General features: G+C 70.0%; 22 protein-coding genes. 7 read left to right on the top strand and 15 right to left on the bottom strand.

Annotated elements, in window-relative coordinates; translation table 11 throughout:
* Positions 1–100 precede the first annotated feature (100 nt).
* The 5 genes from rlmB to KUM49_RS13245 all read right to left on the bottom strand — a co-directional run bounded on the left by rlmB (position 101) and on the right by KUM49_RS13245 (position 4629).
* On the bottom strand, positions 101–1042 hold the full coding sequence (gene rlmB / locus KUM49_RS13225; protein ID WP_217236986.1) for a 23S rRNA (guanosine(2251)-2'-O)-methyltransferase RlmB: 942 nt from the start codon (positions 1040–1042) through the stop codon (positions 101–103).
* A 112-nt stretch (positions 1043–1154) separates the two neighbouring features.
* Complete coding sequence (cysS, locus tag KUM49_RS13230) at positions 1155–2555, bottom strand: cysteine--tRNA ligase (protein WP_217236987.1); 1401 nt, start codon at positions 2553–2555, stop codon at positions 1155–1157.
* Positions 2556–2637: 82 nt separating this feature from the next.
* Positions 2638–3132 carry a 2-C-methyl-D-erythritol 2,4-cyclodiphosphate synthase gene (gene ispF, locus KUM49_RS13235; protein ID WP_217236988.1) on the bottom strand — a complete coding sequence of 165 codons (495 nt, stop codon included), beginning with the start codon at positions 3130–3132 and terminating at the stop codon, positions 2638–2640.
* The gene (gene ispD, locus KUM49_RS13240) at positions 3122–3886 is read right to left on the bottom strand and encodes a 2-C-methyl-D-erythritol 4-phosphate cytidylyltransferase (protein ID WP_217236989.1); all 765 of its coding nucleotides are present in this window, start codon (positions 3884–3886) and stop codon (positions 3122–3124) included. The genes ispF and ispD overlap by 11 nt, the downstream gene beginning before the upstream one ends.
* Positions 3887–4146: 260 nt before the next feature.
* The gene (locus KUM49_RS13245; protein ID WP_003953493.1) at positions 4147–4629 is read right to left on the bottom strand and encodes a CarD family transcriptional regulator; all 483 of its coding nucleotides are present in this window, start codon (positions 4627–4629) and stop codon (positions 4147–4149) included.
* A gap of 680 nt (positions 4630–5309) precedes the next feature.
* On the opposite strand from KUM49_RS13245, the gene KUM49_RS13250 reads away from it, so the two are divergent.
* Positions 5310–5984 carry a copper chaperone PCu(A)C gene (locus tag KUM49_RS13250; protein ID WP_217236990.1) on the top strand — a complete coding sequence of 225 codons (675 nt, stop codon included), beginning with the start codon at positions 5310–5312 and terminating at the stop codon, positions 5982–5984.
* A gap of 119 nt (positions 5985–6103) precedes the next feature.
* On the opposite strand, the gene KUM49_RS13255 is transcribed toward KUM49_RS13250, so the two are convergent.
* Both KUM49_RS13255 and KUM49_RS13260 read right to left on the bottom strand, forming a co-directional pair.
* Positions 6104–6784, bottom strand: a complete 681-nt coding sequence (locus KUM49_RS13255) for a response regulator transcription factor (RefSeq protein ID WP_020140130.1) — start codon at positions 6782–6784, stop codon at positions 6104–6106.
* On the bottom strand, positions 6781–8055 hold the full coding sequence (locus tag KUM49_RS13260) for a cell wall metabolism sensor histidine kinase WalK (RefSeq protein WP_217236991.1): 1275 nt from the start codon (positions 8053–8055) through the stop codon (positions 6781–6783). Before KUM49_RS13260 ends, KUM49_RS13255 begins: the two co-directional genes overlap by 4 nt.
* Before the next feature lie 237 nt (positions 8056–8292).
* On the opposite strand from KUM49_RS13260, the gene phoU reads away from it, so the two are divergent.
* Positions 8293–8982 carry a phosphate signaling complex protein PhoU gene (phoU, locus tag KUM49_RS13265; protein WP_217236992.1) on the top strand — a complete coding sequence of 230 codons (690 nt, stop codon included), beginning with the start codon at positions 8293–8295 and terminating at the stop codon, positions 8980–8982.
* Between the two features lie 593 nt (positions 8983–9575).
* Positions 9576–9824: an SCO4226 family nickel-binding protein gene (locus KUM49_RS13270; RefSeq protein WP_217236993.1), complete on the top strand. Its 249-nt coding sequence runs from the start codon at positions 9576–9578 to the stop codon at positions 9822–9824.
* Between the two features lie 405 nt (positions 9825–10229).
* Here the strand turns inward: KUM49_RS13270 and KUM49_RS13275 are convergent, their stop codons facing one another.
* From KUM49_RS13275 to KUM49_RS13290, 4 genes are all read right to left on the bottom strand, one after another.
* Positions 10230–10637: an NUDIX domain-containing protein gene (locus KUM49_RS13275; protein ID WP_217236994.1), complete on the bottom strand. Its 408-nt coding sequence runs from the start codon at positions 10635–10637 to the stop codon at positions 10230–10232.
* A 122-nt stretch (positions 10638–10759) separates the two neighbouring features.
* Positions 10760–10999, bottom strand: coding sequence for a hypothetical protein (locus KUM49_RS13280; protein ID WP_217236995.1), 240 nt, complete (start codon positions 10997–10999; stop codon positions 10760–10762).
* A 94-nt stretch (positions 11000–11093) separates the two neighbouring features.
* Positions 11094–11630, bottom strand: a complete 537-nt coding sequence (locus tag KUM49_RS13285; protein ID WP_217236996.1) for a hypothetical protein — start codon at positions 11628–11630, stop codon at positions 11094–11096.
* A 99-nt stretch (positions 11631–11729) separates the two neighbouring features.
* Positions 11730–12491, bottom strand: coding sequence for a phosphoglyceromutase (locus tag KUM49_RS13290; RefSeq protein ID WP_217236997.1), 762 nt, complete (start codon positions 12489–12491; stop codon positions 11730–11732).
* Positions 12492–12663: 172 nt separating this feature from the next.
* On the opposite strand from KUM49_RS13290, the gene KUM49_RS13295 reads away from it, so the two are divergent.
* Complete coding sequence (locus tag KUM49_RS13295) at positions 12664–13923, top strand: MFS transporter (protein WP_217236998.1); 1260 nt, start codon at positions 12664–12666, stop codon at positions 13921–13923.
* A gap of 63 nt (positions 13924–13986) precedes the next feature.
* Here KUM49_RS13295 and KUM49_RS13300 read toward each other — a convergent pair whose 3' ends face one another.
* Entirely contained in the window at positions 13987–14412 is a 426-nt protein-coding gene (locus KUM49_RS13300; protein ID WP_217236999.1) for a DUF2000 domain-containing protein, read from the bottom strand.
* A 49-nt stretch (positions 14413–14461) separates the two neighbouring features.
* Here KUM49_RS13300 and KUM49_RS13305 point away from each other — a divergent pair, with 49 nt between their 5' ends.
* A complete protein-coding gene (locus tag KUM49_RS13305) occupies positions 14462–15289 on the top strand; it encodes an AraC family transcriptional regulator (RefSeq protein WP_217237000.1) in 828 nt (275 codons plus the stop codon).
* On the opposite strand, the gene KUM49_RS13310 is transcribed toward KUM49_RS13305, so the two are convergent.
* Positions 15282–16073 (bottom strand): hypothetical protein, encoded by a 792-nt coding sequence (locus KUM49_RS13310; protein WP_217237001.1) that lies wholly within the window; start codon positions 16071–16073, stop codon positions 15282–15284. The two genes, KUM49_RS13305 and KUM49_RS13310, sit on opposite strands and share 8 nt — an antisense overlap.
* Before the next feature lie 147 nt (positions 16074–16220).
* Between KUM49_RS13310 and KUM49_RS13315 the strand changes: the two genes are divergently transcribed.
* On the top strand, positions 16221–16748 hold the full coding sequence (locus tag KUM49_RS13315) for a hypothetical protein (protein ID WP_254401157.1): 528 nt from the start codon (positions 16221–16223) through the stop codon (positions 16746–16748).
* Between the two features lie 15 nt (positions 16749–16763).
* Here KUM49_RS13315 and KUM49_RS13320 read toward each other — a convergent pair whose 3' ends face one another.
* Entirely contained in the window at positions 16764–17273 is a 510-nt protein-coding gene (locus KUM49_RS13320) for a YbjN domain-containing protein (RefSeq protein ID WP_217237002.1), read from the bottom strand.
* A complete protein-coding gene (mshA, locus tag KUM49_RS13325; RefSeq protein ID WP_217237003.1) occupies positions 17266–18603 on the bottom strand; it encodes a D-inositol-3-phosphate glycosyltransferase in 1338 nt (445 codons plus the stop codon). The genes KUM49_RS13320 and mshA overlap by 8 nt, the downstream gene beginning before the upstream one ends.
* 213 nt (positions 18604–18816) lie before the next feature.
* On the opposite strand from mshA, the gene KUM49_RS13330 reads away from it, so the two are divergent.
* Positions 18817–19629: a class I SAM-dependent methyltransferase gene (locus tag KUM49_RS13330; RefSeq protein WP_217237004.1), complete on the top strand. Its 813-nt coding sequence runs from the start codon at positions 18817–18819 to the stop codon at positions 19627–19629.
* Positions 19630–19657 lie beyond the last annotated feature (28 nt).

Here is a 19657-nt window from a genome sequence, read left to right on the forward strand (position 1 = left end):
GCTTAGGACACTGCTTTGACCGGGCGGATCTGTCCGGACCCCGTCAAGGTTGTCCTCGACGCCAGGAACACCCCGTGTGGGTGACTACGTCGAACAGTCGTCAGGCGCGTCGTCGTGCCGTTTCGTACAGCACGATGCCCGCCGCGACACCGGCGTTGAGCGACTCCGCACCACCCGGCATCGGGATCCGCACCCGGTGGTCGCAGGTCTCGCCGACCAGTCGCGACAGGCCCTTGCCCTCGCTGCCGACGACGATGACGACGGGCCCGGACAGTGCCTCCAGGTCGCCGAGTTCGGACTCGCCATCGGCGGCCAGACCGACGACCGTGATGCCGGCCTTCTTGTACGCCTCCAGGGCGCGCGTCAGGTTGGTGGCGCGGGCGACGGGCGTCCGGGCGGCGGCACCGGCGGACGTCTTCCAGGCGCCGGCGGTCATGCCGGCCGCGCGCCGCTCGGGGACGACGACGCCGTGACCGCCGAAGGCGGAGGCGGACCGGACGACGGCGCCGAGGTTGCGCGGGTCGGTGACACCGTCGAGAACGACGATGAGCGGGTCCTCGCCCTTGTCGTAGGCGGCGTTCGCCAGGTCCTCGGGGTGCGCGTACTCGTACGGCGGGACCTGCAGGACGAGGCCCTGGTGGTTGAGGCCGTTGGTCATGCGGTCGAGCTCGGGGCGGGGGGCCTCCATGAGGTGGATGCCGCCGCGCTCGGCGACGAGCTGCAGCGCCTCGCGCACCCGCTCGTCGTTGTCGATGAACTGCTGGACGTAGAGCGTCACCGCGGGCACGCCCTCGCGCAGCGCCTCGACGACGGGGTTACGGCCGACGACCATCTCCGAGGTGCCCTTGCCGCCCCGGCCGCGCGCTGTGGGGCGGCGTACCGCCTGCTTCGCCTTGGCATTGGAGATGCGGTTCTTCTTGTGTCCCTTGCGCGCCTCGGCAGGCGGGGTCGGGCCCTTGCCCTCCAGGCCCTTGCGCCGCTGGCCGCCACTGCCGACCTGCGCGCCCTTCTTGCCGGACATGCGGCGGTTGTTGGCTGCCATGACCTACCTGTCTGTTCCCTGCTTCTCTTCTCTGCGAAGGCGAAGCGTGCGTGTGTACGTATATGCAGTGTGCCGCCCGGATGGCCGGGCGGCACAATCGATCAAGAAAGGGTCAGCGCGGGCCGAGGCTCCAGCGCGGTCCCTGCGGCCCGTCCTCGATGACGAGGCCGGACTGGTTGAGCTGGTCGCGGATGGCGTCCGCGGTGGCCCAGTCCTTGCGGCCGCGGGCCGCTTCCCGCTGGTCGAGCACCAGTCGTACGAGACTGTCGACGACCCCGTGCAGGTCGTCCCCGCGGTCGGCCTCGCCGGCCCAGTGCGGCTCGAGCGGGTCCAGGCCGAGGACGCCGAGCATGGCGCGGACCTCGGCGAGACGGGCCACCGCGGCTTCCTTGTCGTCGGCGGCCAGTGCGGAGTTGCCCTGCCGGACGGTGGTGTGCACGACGGCGAGTGCCTGCGGGACGCCGAGGTCGTCGTCCATCGCCTCGGCGAAGGCGGGCGGAACGTCGGCGGAGGGCTCGACGACTCCCCCGGCCTTCTCCACCACGCGCTGCACGAAGCCCTCGATCCGCGCGAACGCGGACTCGGCCTCGCGCAGGGCCTCCTCGCTGTACTCGATCATCGAGCGGTAGTGCGGGGTGCCGAGGTAGTAGCGCAGCACGATCGGGCGCCACCGCTGGACCATCTCGGACACCAGGACCGAGTTGCCGAGCGACTTGGACATCTTCTCGCCGCTCATGGTGACCCAGGCGTTGTGCAGCCAGTAGCGGGCGAACTCATCGCCGTAGGCCTTGGCCTGGGCGATCTCGTTCTCGTGGTGCGGGAAGATCAGGTCCAGTCCGCCGCCGTGGATGTCGAAGGCGGAGCCCAGGTACTTGTGGGCCATCGCCGAGCACTCCAGGTGCCAGCCGGGGCGGCCCCGGCCCCACGGCGTCTCCCAGTCGGGCTCGCCGGGCTTGGCGGCCTTCCACATGGCGAAGTCGCGCGGGTCCCGCTTGCCGGTGATGCCCTCCTCGGCGGGCTGGCGCATCTCGTCCAGGTCCTGCCGGGACAGCTCCAGGTAGGCGGGCCAGGAGCGCACGTCGAAGTAGACGCTGCCGTCGGCCTCGTAGGCGTGTCCGCGTTCGATGAGGCCGCGCATCATCTCGACCATCTCGGTGACGTGGCCGGTGGCGCGCGGTTCGTAGGTGGGCGGCAGGCAGCCGAGGGCGTTGTAGCCGTCGTTGAACGCGCGCTCGTTCTCGTAGCCGATGGACCACCAGGGGCGGCCCTGCTCGGCGCCCTTGGAGATGATCTTGTCATCGATGTCGGTGACGTTGCGGATGAACGTGACGTCGTAGCCGCGGTACTGGAACCAGCGGCGCATGATGTCGAAGTTCAGGTAGGACCGGACGTGCCCGATGTGCGGTGCCGCCTGCACGGTGGCGCCACACAGGTAGATCGAGACACAACCCGGCTGGAGCGGGGCGAAGTCACGGATCTGCCGGGCGCTGGTGTCGTACAGGCGAATAGTCACGACTCCAGGGTAGTAGGCGCAGGGCAGTGCCCTGCGCCCGTTTCTGCCAAGGGGCACACATTCGTGACGTGGGTCGGCCTGGTCAGCCGGTCCGGGCCACGAGGGCCGTCGCCACCGCCATGAGGCCCTCGTCCCGGCCGGGGAATCCGAGGCCGTCGGTGGTCGCGCCGGACACCGACACCGGGGCGCCGGCCGCCTCCGAGAGGAGCTTTTCCGCCTCGTCGCGGCGCTTGCCGATCTTCGGGCGGGGTCCCACGACCTGTACGGCGATGTTGCCGATGGTGAAGCCCGCCTCGCGCACGATCCGGGCCGCCTCCGTGAGCAAGGTGACGCCGGAGGCACCCGACCACTCGGGGCGCCCGGTGCCGAAGTGCTGCCCGAGATCACCCAGCCCGGCCGCCGAGAACAGGGCGTTGCAGGCGGCGTGGGCGACGACGTCGGCGTCGGAGTGACCTGCGAGGCCCGGGCCCTCGCCCTCCCACTTCAGGCCGGCGCACCACAGTTCGCGGCCCTCTTCGAAGGCGTGGATGTCGGTGCCGATGCCGACCCGGGGAAGCAGGGGTGCCTCAGAAGCCATCGTTGAGCCTCCTGCGGGCCAGGACCGCCTCCGCGAGGACGAGGTCCAGCGGGCGGGTGACCTTGAAGGCCTCTTCGTGGCCGGGGACGGTCACGACCGTGAGGCCGAGCTGCTCGACCATGCCCGCGTCGTCGGTGACGTCGCCGGTGACCGTCTCGTGGGCGCGGATCAGGGTGGCGCGGTCGAAGCCCTGGGGGGTCTGCACGGCACGGAGGCGGGCCCGCCGCGGGGTGGCCACCACCGGCTCCGGCTCGCCCGGGGTCTCAGCGGGCTCGACCTCCTTGACGGTGTCCGTGAGGGGCAGCGCCGGGACGACGGCCACGGCTCCGTCTCGTACGGCCTCGATGACGGCGTCCACCGTGTCGACCGGGACGAGGGGGCGGGCCGCGTCGTGCACCAGCACGATGTCGTACTCGGGCGGCAGGGCGTCCAGGCCGAGCTTCACGGACTCCTGGCGGCTGTCGCCACCGGGCACGACGAGGAAGTCGGTGCGCTCGGGCAGGGCGTGCGCGTCGAGCAGCGACTTGACCTCGGCGGCGCCGTCGGGCGGGGCGACGACGACCACGAGGGACACGGCCCGGGAGGCGGCCAGTGCGCGGAGTGCGTGGATGAGCATGGGGGTGCCGTTCAGCGCGCGGAGCGCTTTGGGGGCGCCCGGGCCCAGGCGCACGCCTCGGCCGGCGGCCGGGATCACGGCAGCCGTGCGGGCAGCCGTACGTGCGGGCGCGGGCGAAGGAGGCGAAACGTCAGACATCGGTTCCTGTCAGGTTTGTGTGCTCGGCCTAGGTGGGTATGGCCTCAGCGTGCCGGGTACGACAGCTTGACCGGAACCCTTCCGTGACCCTGGTCGAGCCCGTTACCCGGACCCGGCACACCGAGTGTCGGGGGGGGTTTCCCCCGAGGTGAACCCGCTTACGGCGCCGGAGTGCGAACATGCCGCAGCGCCCGGCGACGGGAAATACGTCATCGGGCACCGCGGCATTTCAAATGTGCTGAGGCTGGCTTGCGCCGGCGTCAGGACGCGAGAACCTCGTCGAGCAGGGCCTCGGCCTTGTCCTCGTTCGTGTTCTCCGCGAGCGCGAGCTCGCTCACCAGGATCTGGCGGGCCTTGGCGAGCATGCGCTTCTCACCGGCGGAGAGTCCGCGCTCGCGCTCACGACGCCACAGGTCACGCACGACTTCCGCGACCTTGATGACATCGCCGGAGGCGAGCTTCTCCAGGTTTGCCTTGTAACGACGCGACCAGTTCGTGGGCTCCTCGGCGTACGGCGCGCGCAGCACCTCGAAGACCCGGTCCAGCCCATCCTGACCGACCACATCACGCACGCCGACGAACTCCGCATTGTCCGCTGGCACACGCACCGTCAGGTCACCCTGGGCGACCTTCAGAACCAAGTAGGTCTTGTCCACGCCTTTGATCTGGCGAGTTTCGATAGCCTCGATCAGCGCGGCCCCGTGATGGGGATAGACCACGGTGTCGCCAACCTTGAACGTCATGTGACAGGTACCCCTTCCGTGGCTATCCAGAGTAACACGGAAACTGCGGGTTCTGAATGGCGTTTCCGCAGGTCAGGGCATATCTCGGGGCTTGACAACAGCAACAGGAACGTGCTGCGCGAGGCGAGCGGAAGAATGTATTCGCAGGTCGGAGCGGCTGTCCGGTCGAGGTGAAACGCGTACGTTACACGCACTCGGAGGCCCCTCCGAGCGGCCGAACGTCCCCATATGTCCGCTTCCAAGCGTGCGACTTCCGCTACTCCGTTCGGTGCGCGGAGTCGGGTACGAGACGAATCCGGAATTGATCACAGGGGTGCCCGACCGGCCGGACAGTGATCAATTCCGAGGTTCCCGGATTCCTGCACGAAAAATCCCCGGGGCACGGTCGGCGGTACTTATGTGAATGCCGGACAAGCACCGCGACCAATGTGACGCAGGAGGCACTTGTGAGCGCTGCGGCTACGCCCCGCCCGAGGCAAGACGAACGGAAGACAGGGCGAAGACGAAGCGAAGACAGAGCGGAGACCGAGCGAAGGCGGACGGAAGAAGGACAGATGGAGAGGGCTCGGGGGAGGGTCGGGTGCGGTGCCGTCGGAACGGCTCGGTAACCTAAGGCCGCTGACAGTCACTTAGCGCGGCTTTACGGGCCGCCTCGCTCGAGTCAAGGAGTTGCCGCCGCCGTGAGCAGCAGCCTTCGACGCGGTGCCCTCGCCGCCACCGCCATCGCGTTCTCGATCGCCTCGCTCTCCGCGTGTGCGGCCGGCAACAACGCTCAGACCCTGGAGATCAAGCCGGACAACGCTGCCACGACCATCGGTGACCTCGAGCTTCAGGGCATCGTGATCATCACCCAGCCGGACGCCGCGGCCGAAGGACCGGCCGTGATCTCCGGCACGCTCTACAACAACGGCAGTACCCCCCAGACGCTGGACTCGGTGACGGTCACCGGTGGCGGCAACGCCGAGCTCAAGCCCGCCAAGGGCTCGGGCAAGGTGACCGTCCCCGCCAACGGCTCCGTCATCCTCGGCGGCAAGGGCAACGCCTCCGCGGCGCTGAACGGCCTCGGCGAGAGCGTCCAGAACGGCAACGCCCAAAAGGTCACCTTCACCTTCAGCAAGACCGGTGACGTGAGCCTGCGCGCGTTCGTCGTCCCGGCCGAGAGCTACTTCTCCACGTGGGGCCCGACCGAGATCCCGGCCACGCCGGGCGCCACGGGGAGCCCCACCGCGACGACCAGCGAGGAGCCGGGCGCCGGCACCTCGGGCTCCCCCTCCGAGCCCGCGTCGGGCACACCGACCGGCTCGGCCACGCCGAACGCGGGCGAGCCGACGGACACCGCGGCCGCCGGCCACTGAGCGGCCGTACGAGATCGTCGTACGCCGAGGGGCGGGACCTCACCAGGAGGTCCCGCCCTTCGGCGTCAGTGCGCGTGCGGCCCGCGTGTGGGCTTGCGCGTTCGGCCTGCGCGTTCGGTTTACGGCTCGAACTTGTAGCCGAGGCCCCGGACCGTCACCAGGTACCGCGGCGCGCCCGGGTCCGGCTCGATCTTGGCGCGCAGGCGCTTGACGTGGACGTCGAGGGTCTTGGTGTCACCGACGTAGTCGGCGCCCCAGACCCGGTCGATGAGCTGCATGCGGGTCAGGACACGGCCCGCGTTGCGCAGGAGCATTTCCAGGAGGTCGAACTCCTTGAGGGGGAGGTCGACCTTGGAGCCGGAGACGGTGACGACGTGGCGGTCCACGTCCATGCGGACCGGGCCCGCCTCCAGGGCGGCCGGGGTGACCTCCTCGGGCTCGCCGCGGCGGCGCAGCACGGCACGGATGCGGGCGACCAGCTCGCGGGAGGAGAACGGCTTGGTCACATAGTCGTCGGCTCCTATTTCCAGGCCTACGACCTTGTCGATCTCGCTGTCCTTGGCGGTCACCATGATGACGGGGACGTTGGAACGGTTGCGCAGCTGGCGGCACACCTCGGTACCCGGCAGGCCGGGCAGCATCAGGTCCAGGAGGACGAGGTCGGCGCCGTTGCGCTCGAACTCGTCGAGTCCGTCGGGCCCGGTGGTCGCGATGGCGACCTCGAAGCCTTCCTTGCGGAGCATGTACGACAGGGCGTCGGAGAAGGACTCCTCGTCCTCGACGACGAGCACTCGGGTCACGGAAGGACCTCCGGGGAGGGGAGCGGTTCACAAGAAGATGGCTGGGGGGACGAAGAGTCGGCCTCATCGTGGAGACCGTGGAGACCGTCGTGGCCGACGTTCCGGTGGGCGCGGTCGCGGGCCGCGCCCGTCTCCGGCAGTCGGAGGGTGAAGGTGGAGCCCTGTCCCTCGGAGCTCCACACCGTGACCTCCCCGCCGTGCGAGGCGGCCACGTGCTTGACGATGGCGAGGCCCAGGCCCGTGCCGCCGGTGGCACGGGAGCGGGCGGGGTCGACGCGGTAGAAGCGCTCGAAGATGCGCTCCTTGTCCTTGTCGGAGATCCCGATTCCCTGGTCGGTGACGGCGACCTCGATCATGTCACCGCCGGGCGCGGTCACCCGGCGGGCGGCTATGCCGACGCGGGTGCGGGCGGGCGAGTAGTTGACCGCGTTCTCGACGAGGTTGCCGAGCGCGGCGGCGAGCTGGCCACGGTTGCCGTAGACGTGCAGGTCGGCGGTGCCTCCTGAAGCCATGGTGATCTGCTTGGCGCCGGCCTGGTGCCGGCAGCGGTCGACGGCCTCGGCGACGAGTTCGTCGACACGGACCGGTTCGGCGTCCTCGAGGGGATCGTCGTTCTGTACGCGCGACAGGTCGATGAGCTCCTGCACCAGGTTGGTGAGCCGGGTCGCCTCGATCTGCATCCGGCCGGCGAAGCGCTCCACCGCCTCCGGATCCTCGGAGGCGTCCATGACGGCCTCCGACAGGAGGGAGAGCGCGCCGACCGGGGTCTTGAGCTCGTGGCTGACGTTCGCGACGAAATCGCGCCGCACCGCCTCGATGCGCCGGGCCTCGGTGAGGTCCTCTACGAGGAGCAGCACCAGGCGGGAGCCGAGGGGTGCGACGCGAGCGGAGACGGCGAGGGCCTCGCCACGGCCGGTGCCACGTCTGGGGAGGTCCAGTTCCACCTGGCGTATCTCCCCGTCGCGTCGGGTGTCGCGAGCCATTTGGAGCATGGGTTCGACGGAGAGCTTGCCGCCGCGGACCAGTCCGAGGGCGTACGCGGCCGAGCTGGCCTTGACCACGGCGTCCGCCTCGTCCAGTACGACGGCCGAGGACCGGAGTACGGACAGGACGGTGTCCACACCCGGCGGAAGCACCGGGTCCGTATGCAGCGAGGTGCGGGTGGGGCGTTTCTGCTCCCGCTCGCTCCAGCGGAACGCCAGCATGGCGATGACGCCGGTGAGCACACCGGCGATCGCTGCTGCTGCGGCGACCGCCGCGTTCACGTCCATGCACCCAGGTTAGGCATGGGATGGGCTCCGGCCACAGCCGTCCGAGTGCGAGCTCGAACACTCGTCGCCCAGAGTTCACCTTGGAGCCAGTGATGGTTCATTTGGGGGGACGGAAACCGACGCGTACGGGGCGGAACGTGGGAGCGTGGGGTGCGAAGCCGCGGTTTCGCACGCGACAGCCGCGCCGGGCCCCGGCCCCGGTGACCCCCGAAGATCACGTACGAGAGGGAACCCCTGATGCGGGACGCGTACCACGAGGAACTTGATTCGATCGGCGACGGTCTGGTGGAGATGGCCCGGCTGGTCGGGTCGGCGATCGGGCGCGCCACGACGGCGATCCTCGACTCCGACCTGAAGCTTGCCGAGAGTGTCATCGAGGGCGACCAGAAGGTCGACAACCTGCAGCACGAGCTGGAGGCCAGGGCGATAGCCCTGCTGGCCCGCCAGCAGCCGGTGGCGACGGACCTGCGGATCGTCGTCACGTCGCTGAGGATGTCCGCCGACCTGGAGCGCTCGGGCGACCTGGCCCAGCACGTGGCGAAGCTCGCCCGGCTGCGCTTCCCGGCCCGTGCGATTCCGCACGACCTGCACGCGACCATCCTCGAGATGGGCCAGCTCGCGCAGCGCCTGATGGCGAAGGCCGCCGAGGTGATCATCACCAAGGACGTCGACCTCGCACTCCAGCTGGAGCAGGACGACGACGCGATGGACCTCCTCCACCGCACGCTCTTCCAGCACCTGATGGACGACCGCTGGAAGCACGGCATCGAGACGGCCGTGGACGTCACCCTGCTCGGCCGCTACTACGAGCGGTACGCCGACCACGCGGTCGCGGTCGCCAAGCGGGTCGTGTACCTGGTGACGGGCGAGCACGCGGACGAGCTGCAGCAGGAGATGCAGTCGGTGGCGGGGGTGGAGGGGGCCTGACCCTGCGGGGGGGGTCGGGGGCGTCTCACCGCCGGGCTCCGGGAGGTGCGGGGGCCCGTTCAGGGCGTGCGGGAGCCTCTGTGCGCCGTTGATGCGCCCAGCGGAACGGGCATCCAATGGGCACAGGCACCAGCCTTGAGGAGGGACCATGACCGAATCCCCCAGCACGCCCGGTACCGCGCCCGACCCGACGCGGGAACGCCCGACCGAACAGCCCGCCGAGATCAGGAACCTGACCTTGATAGCCGCGTGCGGCTGCGGGTCGGGGTGCGGATGCGGGTGCCAGTCGGGGAACCCGTGCCAGTGCGGGTGACGGCGGGGTAGGGCACGGAGAGTTCCGTACGGCTTGGTTTCGTACGGCTGGTTTCGTACGAGTGACTGTCGTACGGCTCGGTTTCGTACGACGGTGAAGGGTCCCGGTGTGTGTGCCGGGGCCCTTCACCGCTGTCGGACACCGGACGCCAGACGCGCGTCCACGGGCGGCCAGGCCATGGGGGCGGCACGGGTGGCCCGGACTGCCGCACAGGCGCACCCTGAAAGGAGAGCGGGCGAACCACTCGCGCACTCGGAAAGAACTAAGGAGGTGCGAGGCCATGACGCAGTTCATGGACGTCCACCACGGCTTCGAGGGCATCACCCCCGAGCAACTGAGGCAGGCGCACGACGCCGACCTCGCCATAGAGAAGGAGGAGGGCGTGCACTTCGAGCGGGCCTGGGCCGACCCCGAGTCCGGCGTCGTGTACTGCCTCTCCGAGGCCCCCGACGCCGACGCGGTCCAGCGCGTCCACGAGCGGGCGGGCCACAAGGCGGACGAGATTCACCGGGTGCCGCTGTCGATCTGAGGCGGTGTCACGCGCCGCTTCGGCGTCCAGGCGGACGGCGTGTAGGGGATGGCGCGAGGGCCGCTTCCAACCGAGCCACTGCCCCAGCGCCTCCACCGCGCCACCGGGAGAAGCCCCCTACCAGCGGAGACTTGTCGGGGATCTTGGGAAGCTGAACTCGCGCCGCCTCGGAGACACGACGGTCACTCGTAGAGCGTGGCGGCCATAAGGGCCTGAGCGAAGTACGTCCGTTGCCACCCGGCGGCAAGGTCTCGCCCTGGTATCGCTCGTGCCCAAGACGGCCAGCGTCTGCCACCCACGCAGTCAGAGGTCTGGTCAGCTGGTCAGTCGGCCATCGTCGGTTGTTGACGCTCGGCTGCGGGCGGGAAGGTTGCTGTACCCCACTGCTGTACAGCGGTCACGGGATCAGGGAATCCGCCCGGCCTCGTGAAGCGCGTCGAAAGCCATCTCGTCGACGGCCGAGACTCGGTCCCGGTCGGCGTAGCGGAACCATGCCTTCTCGGCGATCTCCCTTGACGGGGTCAGCTCACCGCGGTGATCGGCGGTGTAACAGATCATCCGGAAGGGGCCGTGGTCCGGATGTCCCTCGCCGATCTCGAAAGTGCCGAAGTGCACCATGGAACCGGGGTCGATCGCCGCCCGCAGTTCCTCGTCGATCTCCCGGACCAGGGTCTCGCCGTCGGACTCGCCCGGCTCACGATGACCGCCCGGGAGGTAGAAGCGATCTCTGCCGTGACTACGCGTCACCAACACCCGGTCGTCCCGGACCAGGATCCACGCCACCTTCTCCGGCACACCGTTGCCATTCGCCATGGATCGGGACCGTATCGGAGGGCATCGTCTGCGTCAGCACCGTTCGCACACTGAGCTTGGGAAGCTCAGGACATCCAGGGCTTGCTCCAGGCCTGACCTGCGACGAAGGGGTGCAGCACGAGTCATTCGTCGTCGCACCTCTCCAAGACCAGGCCTACGGAGCCTTCTTCGAGTCCGTTGTTCTCCTCCAGGTGGAGGTGAGCACCGTCCGGGGTGCCGTCCTGGGCGAGTGTGAGGAGGTGGCCGGCCAGAGTCTTCAGCCCGGCAGGGTTGGCCTCGATGACGATCTCTCCGCCCAGGTTGCGGACCTCGATGCGTGCACCGTCCTCCCATGTGAAGACTCTGGTGGTTCCGTCGGTCACCGCACTCACGTATGTGATCAGCGACGGAGCAGCGCTGGGTTCAGGGGCCATGCCCAAGCATCGCGTACTCGGGGACCGTCAGGCACCCAAGGCGTCAGAATGTTGACCACTCGGATCCAGGGATGCAGTCCCAGCTGTTCTCCGCCCACTCTCGGACGAGGAAGAGGGGTCGGGTGAGGACGATGTCTCCTGCCCGTTGGGCACGCATGATGAGTCCGAGGTCGGCCGACCCCGGGTCTGCAGCATGTGTGTAGAGCAGGTTCAGCTCGTGTGCTTCCGCGCGGTTCAGAAGCCACGTCTCGGCCTCGGACGGCACCTGGGCTACAAGCGCTGTGCCGTCCAGCGTGACCTGTGGGCCGGCAAGGGCGTCGACGGCTACACCGGCCAATGTCTCTCCTTCACGCTCGTAGTAGGCAGTGACGCCCAACTCGGTGAACTGAGTTGCAACGAGCGAGGGGCTGCCAGAGGCTGGCCATGTCTCGTATGTCTGGCGGCTGACGGTGGCGGTGTTCATGAGTGCTTCACCTACCTCGTCGGGAGAGATCCCGAAGCGAAGCGGTCCCGCACTGACATGCGGAATGAACGTCCACTGCGCGCGCTCGTGGTCCTGTTTCACGTCCCAGATGCCCACGCGGCACCTTCCCCTTCAGGGCCCAGCGATGGCCCCGGTGCAGAAACAAGCCCCCTATCTTGCGAGAAAACCGCAGGTAGGGGGCTTCTTCAGCTCGGCTTACTTCTTCTTGCCCTGGTTCTTGACCGCCTCGATGGCCGCCGCGGCCGCGTCGGGGTCCAGGTATGTGCCGCCGGGCTTCAGGGGCTTGAAGTCCGCGTCGAGTTCGTAGGACAGCGGGATGCCGGTCGGGATGTTCAGGCCCGCGATGTCGGCGTCGGAGATGCCGTCGAGGTGCTTGACGAGGGCACGGAGGCTGTTGCCGTGGGCCGCTACCAGGACCGTGCGGCCGGTGAGGAGGTCGGGGACGATGTCGTCGAACCAGTACGGGAGCATGCGGACGACGACGTCCTTGAGGCATTCCGTCCGGGGGCGCAGCTCCGGCGGGAGGGTCGCGTAGCGCGGGTCGTCGAACTGCGAGTACTCGGCGTCGCGGTCCAGCGGCGGCGGAGGCGTGTCGTAGGAGCGGCGCCACAGCATGAACTGCTCCTCGCCGAACTCGGCGAGGGTCTGGGCCTTGTCCTTGCCCTGGAGGGCGCCGTAGTGGCGCTCGTTCAGGCGCCAGGAGCGGTGTACGGGGATCCAGAGGCGGTCCGCGGACTCCAGCGCGAGCTGGGCCGTGCGGATCGCTCGCTTCTGGAGCGAGGTGTGCACCACGTCGGGCAGCAGGCCGGCGTCCTTGAGCAGCTCACCGCCGCGGACTGCCTCCTTCTCGCCCTTCTCGTTGAGGTTGACGTCCACCCAGCCGGTGAACAGGTTCTTCGCGTTCCATTCGCTCTCGCCGTGGCGGAGGAGGATCAGCTTGTACGGTGCGTCGGCCATGCGTATGAGCGTAATCCAAGGGGTCGATGCCTTGTACGCCTGCTCGGCAGGCGGACGGTTGACGGGATCTGTTAATCGGGTGGCCTGCGACGACAGCGGAATCGTAATGTGTGCTCGCCGCCTGAGCCACTTACAGGCCGCTTACACTCGTCGCATCCGTGGGGGATCCGCCATGTCCGTCGCCGCCCTGAGACGTGCCACCCGCGAGACCGTCTCCGGCCTCCCCCGCGAGTTCTGGTGGCTGTGGACCAGCACGCTCGTCAACCGGCTCGGTGCGTTCGTGGCCACGTTCATGGCCCTCTATCTCACGCTCGACCGTGGGTACTCCGCCTCCTACGCCGGGCTCGTCGCCTCGCTGCACGGCCTGGGCGGGGTCGTTTCCTCGCTCGTCGGCGGGGTGATGGCGGACCGGATCGGGCGGCGGCCCACGCTGCTCGTCGCCCAGGCTTCCACCGCGGTCTCCGTCGCCCTGCTCGGGTTCGTGCACCATCCCCTCGCGATCGCCGGCGTCGCCTTCCTCGTCGGGATGGCCTCCAACGCCTCGCGGCCGGCCGTGCAGGCGATGATGGCGGACATCGTGCGGCCCGAGGACCGGGTGCGGGCCTTCTCGCTCAACTACTGGGCCATCAACCTCGGGTTCGCCGTCTCCTCCATGGGCGCCGGTTTCATCGCCGAGGTCAGCTACCGCGCGGGCTTCCTCATCGAGGCGGGGATGACGGCCGTCTGCGCGGTCGTGGTGTTCCTGAAGCTTCCGGAGTCGCGGCCCACCGTGCACAAGTCCGAGGAGACCAAGAACGACGAGGTCGGCCTCGGCACCGTCCTGCGCGACGGGCGCTTCATGAGTGTCGTCGGGCTGTCCTTCCTCGTCGCGCTGATCTTCCAGCAGGGCGCGGTCGGCCTTCCGGTGGCCATGGGCGAGGCCGGGTTCACGCCCGCCGACTACGGACTGGCGATCGCGGTCAACGGCGTGCTGATCGTCGTGCTGCAGATCCCCGTCACCCGGTTCATCGAACACCGGGACGCCAAGCGACTGCTGGTCGTCTCGTCGCTGCTCGCCGGATACGGCTTCGGGCTGACCGCCTTCGCCGGGTCGATCGGCGTCTTCGCCCTCACGGTGTGCGTGTGGACCCTGGGCGAGATGATCAACGCACCGACGCAGACGGGACTGGTCGTCCGGTTGTCGCCGGCCCACGGCCGTGGGCGCTACCAGGGCATGTACACCCTGTCCTGGGCCCTCGCGGCCCTGATCGCCCCCGTGATGTCCGGCGTCGTCATCGACCACTTCGGCGCCGATTGGCTGTGGGGGCTGTGCGCGGTCGTCGGGACGGTCGCCGCGGTGGGGTTCGGGACCTTGATGCGGCGGCTGCCCGCGGAGCAGCCGGCCGTCGTCGACGTGCCGGGTGCGGCGAAGCCCGAGGTCAGTTCGGCCTGAGGCCGGCGGGCGCAAGGTGACAAGGCCTCTGCGCAGGGGACGGTGCCGGCACCATGGGCGTCCTCACGGATGCATCCGCGCCCCCTTCACCACCTTGTCCACCGCGTTGCGCGGCCCGTACACGGCCAGTCCGACCAGATCCAGGTCGCCCGTGGGCACCGCCCGCACCGCCGCCCGGTTGTCCCGGTCGTTCCCCGTCGAGAAGAGGTCGGACGTGAACAGGGACCTCGGCAGGGCACGGGACAGCACGCGCGCGTGGGCTGCTGTCAGCGTCTCCTTCGTGGCCTCGAAGACCATGACCGGCTGGCGGAACATCGGCAGGTAGGGCACGCCGTCGGCGTCCTCGTACGGCTCGCCGATCACCTCGGGGACCTGTGGGCCCAGGCCGCTGACCAGGAAGGCGGTCACGTTCAGGCGCTGCCAGGGCTCCAGGTCCTCCCGCAGCAGCACGGCGATCTTGGTGTCGAATCGGATGGGTTCGGTGCTCATGCGGCGAGACTGCCGTCCGCCCTACGACACGGTCTTGTACGTTCTTTGCATGGCCGCTCGGCGTGATGTCTCCGCCTGGCGCCCGACCGTGCCGGGCGTCGTGGAGGTCTTCCACGCCCATTTCACGGAGTACGCCTATCCGATGCACGTCCACGACGCGTGGACGCTGCTCATCGTGGACGACGGTGCCGTGCGGTACGACCTGGACCGGCACGAGCACGGGACCCCGCACGACACGGTGTCCCTCTTGCCGCCGCACGTGCCGCACAACGGCTCCCCGGCGACCCCGGAGGGCTTCCGCAAGCGGGTGCTCTACCTGGACGGCACCCACCTCCCCGACGACCTCATCGGTGCCGCCGTCGACGGGCCCGGTCTGCGGGACCCCGTACTGCGGCGGCGGGTCGAACAGGTGCACGCCGCGCTCGCCCGGTCCGGGGACGAGCTGGAGGCGGAGAGCAGGCTGACGCTGGTCGGCGAACGGCTGCGGACGCGACTGCGGCCCAGTGCCGCCGCACCGGTGCCGCGCCGCGATCCGCTCGTCGCCCGGCGGCTGCGCGAGCTGCTCGACGAACGGGTCGTCGAGGGGCTCGCGCTCGGCGAGGCCGCGCAGCTCGTCCAGGCTCACCCCGCCCATCTCGTACGGGCGTTCAGTGGCGCGTACGGCATCGCGCCGCACCAGTACCTGAACGCCCGTCGCGTCGACCGGGCCCGCCGCCTGCTGCTCGCGGGGCGCGGGCCGGCCGACGTCGCCGCCGTCACCGGGTTCCACGACCAGGCTCATCTCACCCGCCACTTCAAGAAGTTGGTGGGGGTGACGCCGGGACGCTACCGGAGCAGCGGGGGCCGGGAAGGCCGTACGAGACTCGATGTCACCTGACGTCGACGTAGTCGCCGGCCGCCGTCGCGCCGCCCGTGGTGGAGGTCTCGCCGAAGGTCCAGCGCCAGTAGCCGTCGGTGGCCGCGGTGACCGTGGTCTTCAGGGCGCCGGCGGAGTCCGCCTTCACGATCTTGACCGTGGTGTACGTGGTGGTGCCGGCCCTGCGGAACTGCAGCTTGGCCGACTTGCCGCCGTAGCCGGTGTACGCGTGCTTCACCCAGTCCGCGCGGGTGAGCCTGCCGGTCACGGTGAGCGGCTTGCCCTTGGTGACGGGCTCCGGGGAGGCGTTGGCGGTGGCGCGGGCCGCGCGCTTGACCTGTACGGTGCCGAAGCCGGTGAGGTACTCCTCGGCCTTGGGCTGGCCGTTCGAGCCCCAGAGCCGGGCGGAGACGGCGATCTTCCAGGTGGTGGCGTCGTTGTTGGAGTCCAGGGTGTAGCGCGGCTCGATGTAGAGCTCGCCTTCGCAGGACCCGTCGTCGTAGAAGGTGACGCTGCTCGTGTAGATGCCGCCGTCCTCGGCGCCCTGACGGGCCGTGACGTCGTGGTACAGGAACGGGAAGGCGTCGACGTCGGAGAACGAGTAGCCCGAGGGCTTGGTCATGTCGAAGGTGAAGTCGGGGGTCACCTCCGCGGTGGTGCCCACGATGATGGGCTTGCCCTTGTTCAGGACCAGGTTGGTCACCGTGATGCCGGTGTCGGCGGCCTCCGCGGGCGGTGCGGTGAACGCCCCGAGGGCGAGCGCTCCCGCGAGCGCGACCGCGGAGCCGGATCTGCCTGTGCGCATGCACGACCTCTTCGTTGCTTCAGGGTCTGGGTAAGAGCCTGGTGCGAGTTCAGGCCGCGGCAGGCTAACAGCAGGTGAGCGGACGTTCGTTCGAGGGATCGGCGGAAGCCGTCCGTCCTGTGGTCCTCGCCGATTAGCGTCACCTCCATGGAAAACCCACAGAACCCACAGAACCCACAGAACCCGCAGAACGCCCAGGACGCCCAGGGGCCACGGAACTCGCACTCTCCGTCCACGACCCGCGCGTTACGGGTCGGACGGCTGTCGACCGCCGTCGCGGGAGCCGCGGCCCTGGTCGCCCTCAGCGTCGGCGTCGCCCTTGCGGCGAGTTCGGAGGACGACCCCACGCCCACCCCGACGTCGGAGTACAGCGACGCGCCGGTCGAGGACACCACGGGAGGCGGCACGATCGGCGGGGGCTCGACGGGAGGCGGCTCGACCGACGGCGGCACGACCGGCGGTGTCGATCCGGACCCGAGTCCGCCGCAGTCGACCAACTCCCCGATACCGACGGAGGAGCCCTCCGACCCTCCGGCCACTCCCTCCGCCCCGGCCGACCTGGAAGAACTCAACCGGCGGATCGCGGAACTCGACCAGAAGGTCGACCAGCTGCCCACCAAGCAGGAACTGGCCGACGCGCTGCGGGCCTTCGCCGACCAGCTCGACAAGCCCTAGGACACCCTCCCGGGGTCAGTCGGCCGGCCGCTGCGTCAGATGTGCGAACGCGTCCAGGTTGCGGGTCGGCTCGCCCCGGGACACCCGCCACTCGTACTCCTTGCGGATGGCGCTCGCGAAGCCGAGCTCCAGGAGGGTGTTGAAGCTGCCGTCGGCCGCTTCCAGGACCTGGCCGAGGATGCGGTCGATCTCGTCGGCGGTGACCGCGGGCAGGGGCAGTTTGCCGGTGACGTAGACGTCGCCGAGGGGGTCGACGGCGTAACTCACGCCGTACAGCTTGAGGTTGCGTTCGAGGAGCCAGCGGTGGACGCCGGACTCGTTCTCGTCGGGGTGGCGGATGACGAAGGCGTTCAGTGAGAGGGAGTGCCGGCCCACCAGCAGGGACACCGTCGTCGACAGCTTGCGGGTGCCGGGGAGCTTCACGACGAAGTTGCCGGGTGCGGGGCTCTCCCATTCGAGTTCGGCGTCCTTCAGCACGCCCTCGATGACCTGCGCTGCCTGCGCTGCCTTCTGTGCGTCAGCCATGGTGGGAGCGTACGCGACGTCGATAGGCCACGGCCGCGGCCGTGTAGACGTCCGCCGTCGCGGCGGCCGCGGTGTCCCAGCCGAAGGACTGGGCGTGCCGGGCGGCGGCCGCGCCCATCCGGGGGGCCAGGTGCGGGTCGTCGGCGAAGTCGGCCAGCACGCGCGCGTAGTCGGCGGGGTTGTGACCTCGTACGAGGATCCCCGTCCGTCCGTCGTCCACGGCTACCGGCAGCCCGCCGACCGCGGCGGCGATCACCGGCGTGCCGGCCGCCTGGGCCTCTATGGCGACCAGGCCGAAGGACTCGCTGTAGGACGGCATCACGAGGACGGACGCGGCCCGGAACCAGTCGGCGAGCTGCTCCTGGCCGACGGGCGGGTGGAACCGTACGACGTCGGCGATGCCCAGGCGCGCGGCGAGCTTCTGCAGGCCCTCGGGCTTGGCGAGGCCGCTGCCGCTGAGGCCGCCGACGACGGGCACGAGGAGGCGGGAGCGCAGGCCGGGGCGCTCGTCCAGCAGCACGGCCACCGCACGCAGGAGCACGTCCGGCGCCTTGAGGGGCTGGATGCGGCCCGCGAAGAGGGGGATCAGGGCGTCCTGCGGGAGGTCGAGGCGGGCGCGCGCGGCGGCGCGGCCGTCGCCGGGACGGAAGCGGTCGAGGTTCACGCCCGGGTGGACGACGGCGACCTTGTCGCGCTCGGCCGCGTAGTGCCGTACGAGTTGCTCGGCCTCCTCGGCCGTGTTCGCGATCAGGCGGTCGGCGGCGGCGACGATCTGGGTCTCGCCGATCACGCGGGCGGCGGGTTCGGGGGTGTCGCCGTCGGCCAGGTTGGCGTTCTTGACCTTGGCCATGGTGTGCATGGCGTGCACCAGGGGGGCGCCCCAGCGCTGGGCGGCAAGCCAGCCGACGTGGCCGGAGAGCCAGTAGTGGGAGTGGACGAGGTCGTAGTAGCCGGGGCGGTGACCGGCCCAGGCCTGCATCACACCGTGTGTGAAGGCACAGAGCTGGGCGGGGAGCTCCTCCTTGGCCAGGCCCTCGTAGGGGCCGGCGTCGATGTGCCGGACCAGGACGCCCGGCGCGAGCTCGACGGTCGGCGCCAGGGCGGCGGTCGTGGACCGCGTGAAGATCTCCACCTCGATGTTGATCGCGGCGAGGCGCTGTGCGAGCTCCACCATGTACACGTTCATGCCGCCCGCGTCCCCGGTGCCCGGCTGGTGGAGCGGTGAGGTGTGCACGGAGAGCATGGCGACCCGGCGGGGCTTACGGTGCAGCCTGAGCCGGGGTGGTGCGGCCGACGAGAGCCGCCCGAGCCTGCTGACGTACTGGCTCACGGGGCGTTCCTCCTCGCTGCGGGCATGGCTGACGGAGGGTGTGGGGCGCCCTCCAAGGTGGTGCAACGCCGGAGGGGGCCGCTCCATTTCCGCCGGGCCGGTATTTGCCGAATCATTACCGGGGATCGCTCAACCGTTCGAGGTCAAGCTGCGTGGCACCGTCCAGGGGTGCTGACCGTCCACCACTCCGAGTGCCCGCATACCCTCGTACGCATGACTCCCCGCGCCGCCACCCGCCCCGTGGGCACGGTGACACGCGGGACGACCAATCCGAACCGGCTGCGGCGCATGGACCGCTGGATCGCCGCGGCGTACGGCGCCGAGCTGCGCCGGGCGGCGGACCCCGTCGCCGTGGACCTCGGTTACGGCGCCGCTCCCTGGACGGCCGTGGAACTGCTGCACCGCCTCCGTACGGTCGCGCCACGCGCGCGCGTGGTGGGCGTCGAGATCGAACCGGCGCGGGTCGCCGCGGCGAAGCCGTACGAACGCGACGGGCTGGTCTTCCGGCACGGCGGCTTCGAGATCCCGGTGCCCGGGCGGCTCCACCTCGTCCGTGCGGCCAACGTGCTGCGGCAGTACGACGAGGCCGAGGTGGCCGCCGTGTGGGAGCGGCTGCGTTCCCGCCTCGCCCCCGCGACCGGCGCCTCCCGCGGCGGGCTGCTCGTCGAGGGGACCTGCGACGAGATCGGGCGCCGGCACGTGTGGGTCGCGCTCGGCCATGAGGGGCCGCGGACGGTCACCTTCGCGACCCGGCTGGGCTCGCTGGAGCGGCCCTCGGACCTCGCCGAGCGGCTACCGAAGGCGCTCATCCACCGCAATGTGCCGGGCGAGCCGGTGCACGCCTTCCTGCGCGACTTCGACCGCGCGTGGGCCGCGGCCGCGCCCTACGCGTCGTACGGCGCCCGCCAGCGGTGGATCCGGACGGTGCGGGACCTCGGCGCCGACTGGCCGGTGACGGACGGGCCGGCGCGGTGGCGGCAGGGGGAAGTGACGGTTGCGTGGGGGGCGTTGGCACCGCGGGCGTGAGCCCCCTGGCCCCTCGTCGCCTGCCCGT

This window comes from Streptomyces sp. AC555_RSS877 (assembly GCF_019049245.1).
Taxonomy (GTDB): domain Bacteria; phylum Actinomycetota; class Actinomycetes; order Streptomycetales; family Streptomycetaceae; genus Streptomyces.